The organism is Cytobacillus depressus, assembly GCF_008923245.1.
Classification (GTDB): domain Bacteria; phylum Bacillota; class Bacilli; order Bacillales; family Cytobacillaceae; genus Cytobacillus; species Cytobacillus depressus.
The window spans coordinates 32,286-48,427 of sequence record NZ_WBOS01000006.1 but is presented as its reverse complement, the minus strand read 5'-3'; the positions used below and the strand labels follow the sequence as shown (position 1 = coordinate 48,427).

Genomic DNA, 16,142 nt, shown 5'->3' with positions numbered 1-16,142 from the left:
TTAGTTAAAGTGGAAATCTATTATTTTTCTTTTAACTGTTTTAGTAATTCAATTATTTCTTTATTTTGCTCACTTGTTTTTCTTAGCTTCACTTCAATCGAAAAGCATGTAATAACTATCGCAATAACACCAATTGTTATAATAAATTCCATTCAAATACTCCTCTCACTCAAGCTACTAATTCATCATAAAATTTCCAATTCCCTTCTTGAATTAACCTGCCATATAGTACAATAAGAACGAGGAGCAGCCTGTCGCAGCTCCATCTTCAACTAAAGCCCCCGTTAGCACTATAATGAAGATTGAGTTCCCTTATTTAATCAATATATCTGTCTATAAAATATTAACTTCTTTCACTTTGCCTTGTTTGCCATAAATCATAAATAAGAATTAAAGCACCAATTGAAAATAGTATTATACTTAATGTATAAGGAACCCATCCAATTATTTCATTTAGAACTGTTGTAAGTTTACCAGGTGGGTCACTCCAACCTGTTAAATTAGGAATGAATAAAGCAATCGCCAGATGCATTAAACCGAATAGAAAAATACCTGAAATAAATAAAACATAACCAAATTTCTGTAAACTCTTTTTCATCTAATCCCCCCTTGAAAATTACTTATCTCAAAAGGTATTCAAGTTAAAGAAAAAAAATCCTACTTGTATTAGCCTTCTCCTTTAGTTTAAGTAAAAACATTCACAATCTTTAAGATGTTATTCAACAATTTGGCCCTTTTCATGAAGAAAGACGCTTTTCTTGTTTCAGAAAAGCGCCCTTTTGTTGAATAGCTTTTTACATATTATCATTATTTTTTTCTTGGTAGGAAAAGTACAATTCCATATACAGCTATTGGTACAATAAGCAAAAATGGAAGAAAGCCTGCAAATCCTTTTCCCCAATTAGTTATAGCTTCCCAAATAGAGTATATAATACCCAAGAACATGATAATTAAAATTGTGTTTCTAAGGATTACTTCTTTTTTCATATCCCACCTACTATATTTAAATCAAATAATTTTATTTACTTTTACCATTTGTAATACGAACCAGCAAAATCTAATCTCTGTAAATATGCACTTTCCTGGCGATACCTCAACTAGTACAAAACCTAGTAATAGCAAGGGTTCGAAAGTTCCTAAATATCATCTAGATCAACGTACTGTTGAATTAAAGCACCTGTTAGTGAAAAAAGAAAATTATAAATTCCTTTTTATTAAATCTATTAAATAGTACATTAGTGAAATCAAAAATGAGAGCAGTATGACAATTATTGTTCCAAATACATAAATTGCTGCTTCGGCATAATCACCACCATCAAACACACTAGCAAATAAAAAAAAAGAAAATTACACTTACCATTAAACTTAAGAAAAATACACTAATATACTTTGCCATAATTCATTTCCTCCTATTTCAATATTTTACCACAATAATCCAAATTTCTTATTGCACTAAAAAAACCTTTATTTGAACAAGGGGTTTTTTCTGAATGTATGATTTTGAATAAACAGGTACATTCGTTTTATTAAGAATCATAGACTTGTTCTCTTCCTCCGTGTTACGCTATTTTTTATCATTTTATGTTACATTCAAAAACGCTATTTTAATTGACTTTATGGGGTACCAACATCAAAAACGCATATCTACAACGTAAAAGAAATACAAAAAGTAAAAAGCCAAATTTCTCAATTTTAATATTGAGAAATTTAGCTTTTTCATTACTCCAGAAAAGCGCCCTTTAATGGAATAACATGACTGACGTTTTTAAATAACTTTATTGTTCCTTAAAACCTACTCCTTATTGAAGTAAAGCCCCGTTAGTTGATATACTTTATTTTCATAAAACCTACTGGTTTAAAAAAGAATGCCTGTTAAGCAAATAATCTTATAAAGTATTAGCATCTTCTCATTTTGACTTTATTTGATATTTAATTTAGTTTCTAAGTAAAATAGCCAATAAAGGTGAAAAAATTAAGGTAACTACTACACTTTGGATAAATGTTAAGATGATGTCCCTTTTCCAAGTGTTTCCTTTTGGGTAGCGATTATTTATTCTTTGAAATAAGAGAAACGCTCCCCACCAAAATAATAAAGCATAAATAACTGAACCAAAACTATCATAAAACAAGTTTCCTCACATCCCCAATCAGCTATATTAATTACTTCGATGTCCTTCCAGAAATACCTGCCTGTTCAACTATCTTGCTTCGTTAGCTTAAGTGCATTTCTTACAAAAGGAATAGCATTATTATTTCTATAAGGGGTCCCACCAGCAAAACGCGGAAAACATACGCTAAGGAAACATCGGCCAAAATTGGATGGTGTAAAAAGTAGTTTTTTAATTTTCTTCTTTATCCTTACGAATTAAAGCTTTTTCTATTACTTCTCTATGTTCTTTTTCTAACTCTTTTATATCTTTTTTAAATATTTTAATGTTGTATTTGCTTTTTGCCTCTTCTGGCAAGTTTTTATCTAAGTAATCCTGAAGTTTAAATTCACTTTTTGCCTTATCCATGCCGATTGAAATAATGGAATCTGTTTCTACTATCTCAAAACTGAACATACCATATTCATCCCATGCACTACGTAATACTTCAACAGTTGTTTCCTTAACACTTGCTTCATTGGGTTGTGACTTAACTTTAAATGCATCGACATTAATAACGAAAATAGTTAAAGCTATGAAAGCAAGCAACAAAATCCCGAATAACTTCTTTTTCATTTTTACCCTCCTTCAAATTTCAATTTTTTGCTATTTAAAGTGTATCATTTTTAAATAAAAGAAATTTATTTTTGGATTTTTTTCCAAATAAACTAGCCATTGTTTAAAGTCTTATTCCATTAAATTGCCCTTTTCATGAAGAAAGACGCCTTCCTTATTTCAGAAAAGCGCCCGATTGCTGAATAAGAAAAGCACATTTCTTCGTCTGCCTACTTTACATAAAGTTCCTTTAGGATAGTAATAATTTCTTTAACAATGAAGTAAAAAGCTTATTAAAACTTGCAATCAATTATTAGTTTGCAAGATTATAGTCAAGAAAGTGGAATTTTTACAATTTTTATACTAATATTTAAGTGGCAGGATATTCCAATTTAGAGGAGGAGAAAATGAAAAGAATTTTATTAAGCACATTGCTTTCTGTTGCATTAGTCATCGGGGGGTTATCATTTGTACCTACGCCAATCCATGCAGAAGAGAATAATACCATCCCAAAGGTGAATAGTCTATATCTGATTGCCTTTAAAAATGACTTGCCAAAGAACTATGAAGAAATTATCAGAAATGCCGGCGGTGAGGTTATTAAAGCTCTTCCAGAAGTCGGGGGAGTAGAAGTTAAGTCGAACGAGCCTACTTTTCTTCAAAATCTCAAACAAGTTCCAACCATTGAAGCTGCTAATAGGGAAGTTCCACTCGTATTAAACGAACCTGTAGCTGGTCTTAATAAAACACTCGCTTCCATTGCTGTTCAGCAACAGGAGGAAAGTTACTGGGCTTCTCAATGGGACATTCAAAGAGTGACGAATGCTGGAAAATCATATGAAATTGAAACAGGCGGATATAAGGATAACGATGGAAATACGATACATAAAGCGGTTGTAGGGATAATTGATACCGGAATCGACTTATCACATCCAGATTTAAAGAATAATATCATTGGTGGACGAAATTTGGTTCCAGCAGGAATGGATCATTCGGAAACAGGAGATCCAAATGATCTATTGGATCGTAATGGACACGGTACACATGTTGCTGGTATCGTTGCGGCGAACGGTAAAGTAAAAGGAATAGGACCAGACTTAGGAATTCGTGCATATCGTGTCCTATATTCGGAACAAGCTCTTGGGATGCCTGCTTGGATTATCGACGGGATTATTGCCGCAACGAATGATAACGTTGATGTAATCAATATGTCACTTCGTTTCTATAATAATACGAAAATGATACTTGAAGGGGAAAGTTATAAGTCAGTGGCTGAAACTTTACTTTGGAAGAGAGCCATCCGATATGCTGTGAAAAATGATGTAACTGTCGTAGCGGGTAGCGGGAATGAAAGTTTAAACTTGGCTAATAAGAATGAAGTAAACGATTTTTTAAATACGCTTTATGAACCATTTGGAATCAGTGTAAAGGGACCAGCTACTGTTGTACCAACTCAAATGCCAGGAGTAATTAACGTGTCTGCTTCGGTAAAATGGACGGATATGGAGCTCGCTTTCTACTCCAACTATGGAAACGGTGCGGTTGATGTGGCAGCTCCTGGAGGAGATTATGGAGCTAAATTTGCGGAAACCTATGATCCAACTACTATCGACCCTAGTAATTTGATTCTTAGTACTTGGCCAACTTATTTAGGTTCTCCTTATAATTATAATGCAGGTACTTCGATGGCTGCTCCTCAAGTAGCAGGTATTGCTGGTGTTTTAAAAGCAGCAAACCCTGACTTGAAGCCTTCACAAATCACTGCACGTATTTTCCAAACTTCTTTGGACTATGGAAAAAAAGGACACGATGCATTATTTGGTGCAGGGGAAGCAAATGCTTATCGGGCATTAAAGAGTATGAAAAGTAATTAATCGAATGATCGTCATTGTCACTATAGAAGGTGCTTTGCACAGCCAACTTGAGGTAGTGTCAGGAATAATATTAAGGAAATTCTGATATTAAAAGCCCTAATTTCTCAGTATTAAAATTGAGAAATTAGGCTATTTTCTTTGCTTTATTAAATGGCTCAATTCATTAAGAAACGCATTTTTTGCTCAAGAATTGCGCCCTTTTCTTGAACAAAAATACCAAGAATTATTTCAAACCTTTTTTATAAATCACAAACCCCGTAACCGAGGCTACCAATATCAATAAAATGGCAAACATATTTATAAGGGTAAAATCCATTATATATTCATCTGGACCAAAGCTTCCCGCCATTCTAGCTTGAAAAGCAGTCTTCCCCAACATTGGAAATACCTTATTGAGTATACTTGTTATAAATAATATACAAATTCCAATAATGGCTATTACATTGCAAAAGAAAAAAAGAATCTTATTTATTTTAATTTCCCCCCATCCCTCTATTTGTCGCCCCTTGTATTGCATCTTGTTATTCTGTTCCGCAATCTGGCTCAATTTCAGAAAACTATTAAACAATCGCGCCCGATTGTTGAAGATTATAATAAAGCCTTATTGAACAAAAGCACCCGTTAGTTCAAAAAAGTTACTTACTTTTATTATGCAGTTCAAATGATTCATTAAAGTCATCCCATTTTACATTTACTTTAATAATTTCATCTTCACTTACTTTTGCTCCGCTTTTTGAAGCACCTGAAGATGAAAATATTACTGTTGATGGGGGTTCTGTGAAATTCTTAGTTTCCCCCCCGCCACTACTATTTGTATTATAAGAGTATTCAAGATTTTGTAATGAAGACAACTCTTCTAAAGAACCTTTGTATTTTAATACTAACTCATAGTTATCCTCGTTCGAATAAGTGTTTATTCCGTCCTTTTTTATCCATTTTTCTGTCCCTTTATAGGAAAATTCAGCTTCCCAATGTTCACTTTCTCCACTAAATTTGTAATCATATTTAGTAGTTTCTGAACAAGCTGTTAAAAGGATTATTGTTAATAATAAAGTGATTATTTTCTTCAACTTAACTCCCTCTCCCCCCAAAAATGCTGAATTGAATTATCTCCATATATTAACTATTTCAACACACTTTTTAAAATACGTCTTCTTCTACTAATCCTGCCTCTTTACCTTAATACGTTTCAAACTAATAAATGTTACATAAATTTTCCATCTGAAATAAATAAAAATTTCTAGTACCCTATTGAGTACCTTAAACTCGTCATATAAGTGAAGGGCGTGAATGAATTGTTTTCAGCATATATTTCCTATCTTCAAGAAAAAGGAAAATCACATAATACCATTATTTCCTATACGAATGATCTAAATTCTTTTTTTGACGATTTACATATTCGGCCAGATGATTTTGTCACAGCAGCTGATGTTCGAAAGTGGATCCATGAAATGTTAAATCCTACAGACATTAAACCACTTGCGATTTCAACCATCAACCGGAGACTAAATTCGCTGCGGAGTTTTTATTCCTGGGCCATCAAAAATAAAAAGCTGCAGCAGAATCCGATGAGCGATATTCAAGATTTAAAGACAGCTGATGAGGACAATGAAACCATTATGTGGCTGACAGAAGAAGAGTTCGAAAATCTCCTCTATATAATAAGGAAGAAACCCGTCAAAAGCAGAGGCGTAAATCCGGAGGAAAAGTACCGTAGAGACCGGGCAATTATTTATTTGCTTACTTATGCTGGCCTTCGCGTTGATGAGCTATCCAATTTAAAAGTGACGGATCTTGATTTAGATTTGAAGCGTATTCGAATTGTAGGAAAAGGGATGAAGGTCCGGACGGTTCCTATTTCCAATACACTGCTTGCGGAAATCCAGGACTGGCTAAGTTACCGCGCAAAGATGGCGAGGCAAAAGCTGCATGTCGCAGATTCTTCATATGTTTTTTACAGCCAGCGATCATCGAAGTTTACAGTTCGGGGGATCCAGACAATGGTTGAGGGTTATAGTCTACCGAAGAAGAAATTAACGCCGCATATGTTTAGGCATACGTTTTGTAAGTGGATGTTAAAGGCGACGAATAATGATATTGAGAAGGTAAGAAGATTGGCAGGGCATAGCAATATAGCAACAACAAGTAGATATTTAAAGGATTCATATAGTGATCTAGCGGATGCGGTGGATGCTTTGCCTAAGTTTTAGATGAATTAAGAAAAAGGACTGGAAGTATTCCCGTCCTTTTCACAAAATATTGTTATTTCTCTAAAAGAGATTTTTAGGATTCAATAAGGGAGATCATCTGTAGAGATTTCCCATTAAAACCGATTGAACAAGACAGCTAATTCTTTTTTCCTCTAGTGTGTATTTCGCTACCTTCTCCCGATTTACTTCATAGCCAATACCTGGGCGATCAGGGATATGAATGCATCCATCATTCACTGTGACTTCTGGATCAATAATGTCCTCTTCCCAATACCTTGAAGATGCAGCCGTATCACCTGGAAGGGTAAATCCAGCTAGGCTTGTAATTGCAATATTATGAGCACGACCTACTCCAGCCTCCAGCATTCCGCCACACCAAAGTGGTACATTGTTTTTTAAGCAGAAATCATGAATTTTCTTTGATTCCGTTAATCCACCCACACGGCCGATCTTTAGATTAATAATTTTACAGCTATTAAGCCGGACCGCCTTTTTTACATCTTCTAGAGAATGAATACTCTCATCTAGGCAAATCGGTGTTTTTATTTGCGCTTGTAATTCAGCATGATCGATAATATCATCATGTGCTAAAGGCTGTTCGATCATCATTAAGTTCAGATGATCTAATTTCGCTAATATTTCTACGTCATTTAATGTATAAGCAGAGTTAGCATCCGCCATTAATTGGATAGTAGGAAATTGGTCCCTGACCTTTTGCATAACCTCAACATCCTGGCCCGGTTTAATTTTGATTTTTATCCGTTTATAGCCTTCGGTTACATAATCATTAACTTGTGTCAATAAATCATCCATATTATCTTGGATCCCTAAACTAATCCCAACCTCTATCTGCTTCCGTTCTCCACCTAGGGCTTCTGCTAAAGTGACATTTTGCTGTTTCGCATATAAGTCCCATATGGCCGTTTCAATGGTCGACTTCGCACTATTATTTCCGCGTATATGTTTAAATCTTCCATTCACTTCATCCGGATGATAGATGGGTGCTTCATTTAGAATGGGAATGAGCACATCCTCGAGCATATGCCTAGTAGTTTCAACCGTTTCCGGACTGTACAAAGGATAATTACCAGCGACCGATTCCCCCCAGCCACTCAAATTATTTTCATCGACTACTTCAATTAAATAAATATATCGATCTTGCAAAGTACCAAAGCTTGTCGTAAATGGATGCTTCAATCTCATTTTTAGTTTTCTTAAGATTATTTCTTTTATATTCATTGGGTTATTGCTCATCGCTTTTCCCCACCCCCACACGTTTTTCGAACACTTAGATAAGCTCCCCCTGCACTTTATGCGCCGAAGGAAAAATCAACTAGATATGAAAATATTAACGATAGGTTTCACTATATACTGTATACTTATCTATGTTTGTCAAGTTCGGCTTATAGCCAATTCCCGGTGAGCTTGGAACTGTGATCATTCCATTTTCGACCGTAACTTCTGGGTCAATGATATCTTCTGCCCAGTAAAGCGATGAGGCAGCGGTATCGCCAGGCAGAACAAAGTTTGGCAGTGAAGTGATCGCAATATTATGCGCTCTTCCAATGCCAGATTCTAGCATGCCCCCACACCAAAGTGGAATTCCATGTTCTTGGCATAAATCATGGATTTTCCTAGATTCCGTTAAGCCTCCTACACGACCAACCTTAATATTGATAATTTTACAGCTCCCTAATTTAATCGCTTTCCATGCATCCTCTAATGAATGAATGCTTTCATCCAGGCAAATGGGTGTTTTCAACTTCGCCTGCAGGTCCGCATGGTCAATGATGTCGTTATAGGCAAGCGGCTGTTCAATCATCATTAAATCGTAATCATCCAAGGCAACTAGTTGATCTATGTCCTTTAAGGTATAAGCCGAATTCGCATCTGCCATGAGAGGAATATCAGGATATACTTTGCGTACCTTATCGATTAATTCGACATCCCAGCCCGGTTTGATTTTTAATTTGAACCGTTTATATCCTTCTTTAAGTCGGGATTCAATCATTTCCAGGGTCACATCAACCGAATCCTGGATACCAATACTTACGCCCACTTCTATTTTCTTTTTATTTCCCCCTAAAGCCTTTGAGAGAGAAAGATTTTGCTTTCTCGCGTACAGATCCCAAACTGCGCCTTCTAAAGCTGCTTTTGCCATATAATTGCCACGAATATAACTGAAATACTTTTCGGAGAGTTCATCAGGATGTTGAATTTTATTTTTCAATAGAATAGGAATTAAGTAATCTTCAAGAATATGCCAGTTTGATTTCAGAGTTTCTTCATTATACAGAGGATCGAGCATCGCGACCGATTCTGCCCATCCGGAAATACCGTTATCACTTATAACCTCGACAAGAATAAATTCTCTATCGTATTCTGTCCCAAAGCTGGTTGTAAAAGGGTGTAGCAAGTCCAACTTCAAATGCCGCAAAATCACTTCTTTTATTTTCATTTAGCCAATTCTCCTTTTTCTCGTGTAACGGTCTGTTGTTTCTTGGAAAATACATAAAACTGAACAAGCATGTCTTTCTCTGAATTCTTGATAAAATCCGTTGCCTGCCATCCTTTCTGCATCAGCTTGCTAAAAATATTCCTTGTTATCATTCGCCATTCCCTTGCCAACTCCATGTTGTTCTCTCTTATGGTACGGAAATCCTTTGGAATAGCTATTAAGGCTGTGTCATATTCCTGTTCAGGCAGAGGAAGAGTAAAAGAGGGGACAGGCAACCCTTCCTTATTCGTCTCCCACTGGATCAGTGATTTATTGAGTACAAATTTCATGTCCGTTTCTTTCCATCGATCACTTTTTGCTTCCTTTTGATGAGCTGGCCATTCAACAAGAAAACGGTCAGAAGGAATCCCACTATTTAGAAAATCCTCCATCTCTCCATAACAGTTTTCAATATAAGTAGTGCAGACGCCACCAAGCTTGGCGATATTTAAATACGCATTGATGCTTTCTAATGGATCATATGTCCATGTAATCAGGGAATAGCCAAGCTTGATTGCTTCCTTACGCTGTGCTTGCTTTAGCTTTTCTCCAATTCCTTTATTGCGAAACATTTTATCGATTCCTAGCGTATGGGAACAAAGATAAACGGATTGCCCATTGAATCCTGGAAAACTATATTGAAACCCAACCAATTGTCTATCGCAGTAAGCTCCTAGTATTAAACCTCCATTTTTTACAACCGTTGCTGTTTGGTGCGTAGGAGTGGAGTCATATTCCCCCCAAATATTTGCTTCCAGCTTTCTTACATCCTCAAGCTCTTGGATTGTATGAAGAGGGCGAACTTCAATCTCTTCTGTTTTCAACATGGTCAACCTCCCTGAAAAAAGTTTATTCTCGACTAAAATCAGCTTCCTTTAATGGGACCATTTTTGTTTTCTTTATGACTTTATAGCCAAGATATATGAGTAAAAACAGCGGTAGCCCGATATAGGAAACGAATAATCCGTACCAGTCAATCACCTGTCCAGTAAAGGCAGTGAAATTTTGACCGAGTATCGCAATAAGGCATAAAACGGTAGATAAAATGGGACCGAATGGGTACCACTTTGATACATAAGGTAACTTACCCAAATCCCTTCCTTGTGCTAGATATGCCTTTCGGAAGCGATAATGTGTAATCGAGATTCCTAACCATGTTAAAAATCCGGATAAACCTGCTGCATTTAATAACCAAGTATAAACCGTTCCTTCTCCGAAAAAAGAAGTTAGAAAAGCCGCCATCCCAATAATAGTAGAGACGTAAATCGCATTCATTGGAATCCCGCCTGCATTCACTTTTTTTAGAAAAGCAGGAGCTTTCCCTTCCTCCGCTAATACCCAAAGAACACGTGAAGCGCCGTACATAGCAGAATTCCCTGCAGATAAAACAGATGTAAGGATTACCGCATTCATAACAGAGGCAGCAACGGCAATTCCTGCATTTTGAAACACAAGTGTGAATGGACTCATTGCCACATCTTCAATATCTGAACTTAATAAGCGCGGGTCATTATAGTTGATTAAGAATCCAATGACAATAATCGCCAATACGTAGAACAATAGCAGTCTCCAGAAAATTTGCTTAACCGCTTTGGGAATACTTTTTTCGGGGTTCTCACTCTCACCCGCTGTAATCCCTACTAACTCGGTGCCTGTAAACGCAAATCCGACAACCATAAAAACACTTAATATGGATAAGAAGCCTCCTTTAAATGGAGCCTCTCCTTTTGTGAAGTTTTCAAAACCTGCCGGATTTCCGCCCATAATACCAAATATCATTAGAATCCCTACTACAATGAAAATAATAATCGTCGCAACCTTAATGATCGCAAACCAATATTCAGATTCTCCAAATCCTTTTACAGATAATATATTTAACCCCAATATAAGTGCGAGAAACAAAATGCTCCATATAATACCCGGAACATCTGGCAGCCAATACTTCATAATAAGAGAGGAGGCAGCTAATTCAAGTGCCACAACAATGGCGTTGTTATACCAATAGTTCCAGCCAATAGCGAATCCTAAAGCTGGATCGACAAATCTTGATGTATAGGTGCTAAAGGAACCAGTAATTGGAATAAAGGCGGCCATTTCACCTAAACTTGTCATCAGAAAATACACCATAATTCCAGCAATAAGATAGGCAACTACAGCGCCTCCGGGACCAGCCGTATGAATAATGGTGCCGCTGGCTAAAAATAAACCCGTTCCAATCGTTCCACCGATTGCAATCATAGATAGGTGTCTTGTTTTCAGCTTTCTCTCCAGGTGCATTTCACTTGAACTGGTTTGTATGGTTGTTTGGTTTTTGGTTAGATGGTTTTGCATATTACACCCCTTTGTTCACTTTTTATAAGTTTTATTTTTCCGAGGCTAGTAGTATCGTTTTAGTTATTTCCACACCATAATGAAGCGCTTTCATTGATAACCGCAGCGGGCACGAATTCTTCTATAGACCAGGAAATGGCTGTCCCATTTCAAACAACCTTTAAGGGTGTTAAGCGGTGAGTAGCTCAACATGAGCGTCCCTTCCTATTCGACAAATACTTCATAGTTCGAATACAGTTTTTCTAATCTTTGCTGGTGTATCTGGATCCGTTTTTGGTCTTTCTCATAAATGCCGGCGATCACTAAATCTAGTAAACTAATGACGGATGCGATGGAGTTCGTTCCGATTTCAACGTTTTCTTCTGTTGTTAAGGTAATATCAGAAATACGCCCAACAGGAGAAAGAAGACGATCTGTAACGGAAATGAGGCTAATCCCCTGTTCTTTCGTGCATTCCGCAATTTTTAACATGTCCTTTGCATATCGCGGGAACGAAAAAACAACGACGGCAGACTTATCTGTAAGATTACAGAACTTCTCGAAAAAGTCTCCCGCTGGCGAGCATAAACTCACATTTCCCCTTATAGATCCCAGCATATGGGAGAACCAATTCGCAGCGACATAAGAAATCCCATGTCCGGCAATTAAAATTTGATCAGCCTCTATCAAGGCATCAACTGCTTTCCAAATATCTTGAACATTTATTGGATTTAATAGATGCCTTAAAATTAGAACTTCATTTTCGATTACTTTTGTAAAGGTATCCTTCTCATCGTTAGATTCATGGGAAATGGCTTCATCAGATAGATCCGTTTTATTTTGTTGAAGATGTTGTTTTTGAATGATCGCCTGCATCTCACTAAAGCCTTCAAACCCTAATACAAAAGAAAAGCGAATGACCGTTGTCTCACTGACCTCTGCCTTTCTTCCAATTTGATAAGCTGTTTGGAAAGTGGCTTTGTCCAAGTTTTCAATTAGATAATTGGCCACTTTTTTTTGACCCGCTGACAACTGTGGGAATTTTTCTTTTAATAACACTTTAAAGGGGATACCTTCCATTTTTTATCGATCCTTTCAATCGCGAAGTTTTTGCTTCATTTTTTTACTACGTTGCATCAAATGCGTCAATTGTATATAACGTATCATAATTAAATTAGATTGTGAAGGAAAATTTCAACTATTGAGATTATTTTGCGAAAAATATTAGTGATGACTTTTAAATGGGCTCTTCACTAATAAACTGCATTTTGTTGGTGGGGCCCCTTAATTAACTAAATCAAAAAGAGCTCTTTCGATAAGACGATACCCTAAGTTGGGTGTTTTGCCCCCGTAGGGGGGCATGTACGGTCCGGTGGATCCAAACAATGATTAAAGGTTACTGCCTGCCAAATAAGAAGTTAACTCCACATATGTTTCAGGAAATGTTGAATAACAATCGTAGAAGAGTAAGATCACTTTGGATCAACAATTGCTTGAAAAAGCTATCCGTTTGCTCAAAGAAAGCTGTGTAAACAGCCCTCGATCCTCAACGAACGTCACCTTTTTGAAGAAAAAATGGATTACTCTTCTCTAGATTGTTCTGCATTACCGTGCTGTACAATATTACAGATAAGACCCCAAGTCGATAACTGAAATAATAATCTGTATTACAATATTTCTTAATAAAGTATTTAACATTGAAATTATTTGTTTAGATTTCTAAATATATTTTCTGCTTGCTTATGGTTATTTAATTTGCTAATGTAGCTTACGAACGTTCGTTATATTAGAGGTGATTTTATTGAAAAGCAATGCAATTAAGGAAGCAGCTCTAAAATATTTCACAATTCATGGTTATGAAGGAGCATCCCTTTCTCTAATAGCTGAAGAAGTCGGCATGAAAAAGCAATCCATTTACGCCCATTTTAATGGAAAGGATGATCTTTTTCTGCAAGTTTTACGTGATGCGAAAGAGACTGAGCTATCTTCAAAACTGCAATATTTCAGTAAAATTGATTCACAAAAACCTGAAAAGGATCTATATGGATTTCTAAAATTGGTAATCGACCTTTTTCAAAAAAATGAGTATTTAAAGTTTTGGCTGCGTATGTCATTTTTTCCGCCTGCACATCTTGCACAAGTAATCGAAAAGGAAGTAATCGATATCGAGGATAAGGTTCAGTCGATACTGGAAGGTAAATTTCAGGATTGGATCGATGCTAAAGTAATTATCGGAGATGCAGCAAAAACGCCGACCTTCGCCTTCTTAGGAGTAGCCGACTCCATCATGTTGGAACTAGTATACGGTAATGATGAGAAACGGCTGAAGGATAAATTAGAAGCATCGTGGACAGTATTTTGGAGGGGTATTTCACATCAATGATTCGTACAGAAAAAGGTGATGATACATGAAGAAAACAATTAAAGAACAAAAGTCGGTATTAATTATTCTTTTAAGCAATATATTCATTGCATTTTTAGGAATTGGTCTCATAATCCCCGTTATGCCGTCTTTTATGAATATCATGCATTTATCAGGAAAGACGATGGGTTATCTTGTTGCCATATTTGCAGTGGCACAACTGCTTATGTCGCCACTCGCAGGACGATGGGTTGACCGTTATGGAAGAAAGAAAATCATTATAATCGGCTTATTCCTTTTTGGTGTTTCGGAACTTATCTTTGGTTTAGGAACGAATGTATCGGTGCTTTATTTGTCAAGGATTCTAGGGGGATTTAGTGCGGCCTTTATTATGCCAGGTGTTACTGCATATGTAGCAGATATTACATCCGTTAGGGAACGGCCGAAAGCGATGGGGTATATTTCTGCCGCCATTAGCACTGGCTTTATTATAGGACCTGGCATCGGTGGCTTTATTGCAGAATATGGTATACGCATGCCCTTCTACTTTGCGGCAGCCATTGCCTTTTTAGCATGCATTTTATCCATATTTATTTTAAAGGAACCGCTAACAAAGGAACAACTTGCAGAAATTTCTGCTAATACAAAGCAAACAAACTTTATAAGCGATTTAAAAAGATCACTTAGTCCGCTATACTTTATTGCCTTTATGATTGTATTTGTACTCGCTTTCGGTTTGTCAGCATATGAAACTGTTTTCAGCCTATTTTCTGATCATAAATTCGGCTTCGCGCCGAAGGACATTGCAGTCATAATTACAATAAGCTCCATCTTCGGCGTTATTGTGCAAGTATTTCTGTTTGGCAAAATGGTAGATAAACTCGGTGAAAAGAAAATAATCCAATTATGTTTAGTGATAGGTTCAATATTGGCGGCGGCGTCCACGTTGATCTCTAGCTTTTTGGCAGTGCTGGTGGTAACTAGCTTCATCTTTCTGGCATTTGACCTGCTTCGCCCGGCATTGACGACATTTTTATCAAAAGCTGCCGGGAAAGAGCAAGGGTTTGTTGCTGGAATGAACTCAACCTATACGAGCTTAGGAAATATCGTTGGGCCAACGATAGGTGGAATACTATTTGACGTAAACATCCATTATCCTTATCTGTTTGCTGCTGTCATTATGGTCATTGGCTTCGGTATTACAGTCATGTGGAAAGAAAAACAATTGGTAGAAAGCTTAGCGAAATAATTAGAAAAGCATAGGGCACCTTCGTAACAATCAAAGACTCAGATTGTTCCTGGTTGCTTTCCTAGTGGACCTAGACAATTCTCTAACTTGAAAAGAATATACTTTCTCATCTTTGAACAAAAAGGGTCTGTCCCATAAGTCAGGATAACTGAATTATGGGACAGACCCTTTCATGTTTTTGATTACAAACATTAGTTTCAAAGCCAAAAAAACTTTTATAAATTATTAATCTTTATTTAAAATCCACAATAGAGGTGTTGTTCAAAAATCTGGCCCTTTTCATGAAGAAAGACACTTTCCTTATTTCAGAAAAGCGCCGGCGTTAATTGAATAAGAAAAGTTATCATCTTTTTACTGAAACCATCTCATTAAATTCCTTCGATCTGTTCTTAGGAATACTTAAAATTGTCCATTCTTTGTCCTTTATTTGTTTTCCAATATATAGGATTTGGCCTAAGTGATAACTAATATGGGCTACTTCATTTTGAATTGCTTGTAAAACACTTAAAGGCTGTTGTCTCAAAGTAACGGTTTTATATAAATCTTCAGCTTTAAGATTTTCAATTGTATTAAAAAGTAATTTCCATCCTTCTTCCCAAATTTGCATTAGATGTTCCTTGGATTCATTATCATCAACAAATTCCAAGTCCCTATCTCTATAAGATTTTTCTCCATCAGTAGTCAAAAAATCCACCCAGCGAGAATGCATATTCCCACTTAAATGCTTGATAATTATTGCAATGTTATTTGACTCTTCACTTGGCTTCCAGTGAAATTCTTTTTCTGACAATTGCTGTATTCCCTTTTCTGCACGTTCTTTAAAGTGTTTAAACTGCCCAATTGCAATTATGAGGAATTCCTTTTCAAAATTACTCAAAATATACGCCCCCGTCTGAATTATAACATCGATTCTTGACCTAACCTGTTACGATATGAAG

The 16,142-nt window shown here is 36.4% G+C and carries 16 protein-coding genes; 4 read left to right on the top strand and 12 right to left on the bottom strand.

Features of this window, described 5'->3' with window-relative positions; genetic code table 11:
• Positions 1-20: 20 nt before the first annotated feature.
• The 4 genes from F7731_RS27090 to F7731_RS14585 form a co-directional block, all read right to left on the bottom strand.
• Positions 21-152: a hypothetical protein gene (locus F7731_RS27090; RefSeq protein ID WP_281352374.1), complete on the bottom strand. Its 132-nt coding sequence runs from the start codon at positions 150-152 to the stop codon at positions 21-23.
• Positions 153-343: 191 nt separating this feature from the next.
• Positions 344-598 (bottom strand): hypothetical protein, encoded by a 255-nt coding sequence (locus F7731_RS14605; protein WP_151535518.1) that lies wholly within the window; start codon positions 596-598, stop codon positions 344-346.
• A gap of 209 nt (positions 599-807) precedes the next feature.
• Entirely contained in the window at positions 808-987 is a 180-nt protein-coding gene (locus tag F7731_RS14600; protein ID WP_151535517.1) for a hypothetical protein, read from the bottom strand.
• 1,352 nt (positions 988-2,339) lie between these two features.
• A complete protein-coding gene (locus tag F7731_RS14585) occupies positions 2,340-2,723 on the bottom strand; it encodes a YolC/YozM family protein (protein ID WP_151535515.1) in 384 nt (127 codons plus the stop codon).
• Between the two features lie 386 nt (positions 2,724-3,109).
• Between F7731_RS14585 and F7731_RS14580 the strand changes: the two genes are divergently transcribed.
• A complete protein-coding gene (locus tag F7731_RS14580; protein ID WP_151535514.1) occupies positions 3,110-4,576 on the top strand; it encodes a S8 family serine peptidase in 1,467 nt (488 codons plus the stop codon).
• 223 nt (positions 4,577-4,799) lie between these two features.
• Here the strand turns inward: F7731_RS14580 and F7731_RS14575 are convergent, their stop codons facing one another.
• Positions 4,800-5,123 (bottom strand): hypothetical protein, encoded by a 324-nt coding sequence (locus tag F7731_RS14575; protein ID WP_151535513.1) that lies wholly within the window; start codon positions 5,121-5,123, stop codon positions 4,800-4,802.
• Between the two features lie 88 nt (positions 5,124-5,211).
• Complete coding sequence (locus tag F7731_RS14570) at positions 5,212-5,646, bottom strand: hypothetical protein (protein ID WP_151535512.1); 435 nt, start codon at positions 5,644-5,646, stop codon at positions 5,212-5,214.
• Positions 5,647-5,871: 225 nt separating this feature from the next.
• On the opposite strand from F7731_RS14570, the gene F7731_RS14565 reads away from it, so the two are divergent.
• Positions 5,872-6,786 carry a tyrosine-type recombinase/integrase gene (locus F7731_RS14565; protein ID WP_151535511.1) on the top strand — a complete coding sequence of 305 codons (915 nt, stop codon included), beginning with the start codon at positions 5,872-5,874 and terminating at the stop codon, positions 6,784-6,786.
• A gap of 93 nt (positions 6,787-6,879) precedes the next feature.
• On the opposite strand, the gene menC (F7731_RS14560) is transcribed toward F7731_RS14565, so the two are convergent.
• From menC (F7731_RS14560) to F7731_RS14540, 5 genes are all read right to left on the bottom strand, one after another.
• Positions 6,880-8,025: an o-succinylbenzoate synthase gene (gene menC, locus F7731_RS14560; protein ID WP_151535654.1), complete on the bottom strand. Its 1,146-nt coding sequence runs from the start codon at positions 8,023-8,025 to the stop codon at positions 6,880-6,882.
• 109 nt (positions 8,026-8,134) lie between these two features.
• Positions 8,135-9,244 carry an o-succinylbenzoate synthase gene (menC, locus tag F7731_RS14555; protein WP_151535510.1) on the bottom strand — a complete coding sequence of 370 codons (1,110 nt, stop codon included), beginning with the start codon at positions 9,242-9,244 and terminating at the stop codon, positions 8,135-8,137.
• The gene (locus F7731_RS14550; protein WP_151535509.1) at positions 9,241-10,110 is read right to left on the bottom strand and encodes a GNAT family N-acetyltransferase; all 870 of its coding nucleotides are present in this window, start codon (positions 10,108-10,110) and stop codon (positions 9,241-9,243) included. Before F7731_RS14550 ends, menC (F7731_RS14555) begins: the two co-directional genes overlap by 4 nt.
• Positions 10,111-10,132: 22 nt before the next feature.
• Positions 10,133-11,614 (bottom strand): amino acid permease, encoded by a 1,482-nt coding sequence (locus F7731_RS14545; RefSeq protein ID WP_151535508.1) that lies wholly within the window; start codon positions 11,612-11,614, stop codon positions 10,133-10,135.
• A 204-nt stretch (positions 11,615-11,818) separates the two neighbouring features.
• Positions 11,819-12,673, bottom strand: coding sequence for a MurR/RpiR family transcriptional regulator (locus F7731_RS14540; protein ID WP_151535507.1), 855 nt, complete (start codon positions 12,671-12,673; stop codon positions 11,819-11,821).
• Positions 12,674-13,394: 721 nt separating this feature from the next.
• On the opposite strand from F7731_RS14540, the gene F7731_RS14535 reads away from it, so the two are divergent.
• Positions 13,395-13,976, top strand: coding sequence for a TetR/AcrR family transcriptional regulator (locus F7731_RS14535; RefSeq protein WP_151535506.1), 582 nt, complete (start codon positions 13,395-13,397; stop codon positions 13,974-13,976).
• A gap of 25 nt (positions 13,977-14,001) precedes the next feature.
• Positions 14,002-15,204: an MFS transporter gene (locus F7731_RS14530; protein ID WP_151535505.1), complete on the top strand. Its 1,203-nt coding sequence runs from the start codon at positions 14,002-14,004 to the stop codon at positions 15,202-15,204.
• A gap of 343 nt (positions 15,205-15,547) precedes the next feature.
• On the opposite strand, the gene F7731_RS14525 is transcribed toward F7731_RS14530, so the two are convergent.
• Positions 15,548-16,081, bottom strand: coding sequence for a DUF1572 family protein (locus F7731_RS14525; protein ID WP_151535504.1), 534 nt, complete (start codon positions 16,079-16,081; stop codon positions 15,548-15,550).
• Positions 16,082-16,142 lie beyond the last annotated feature (61 nt).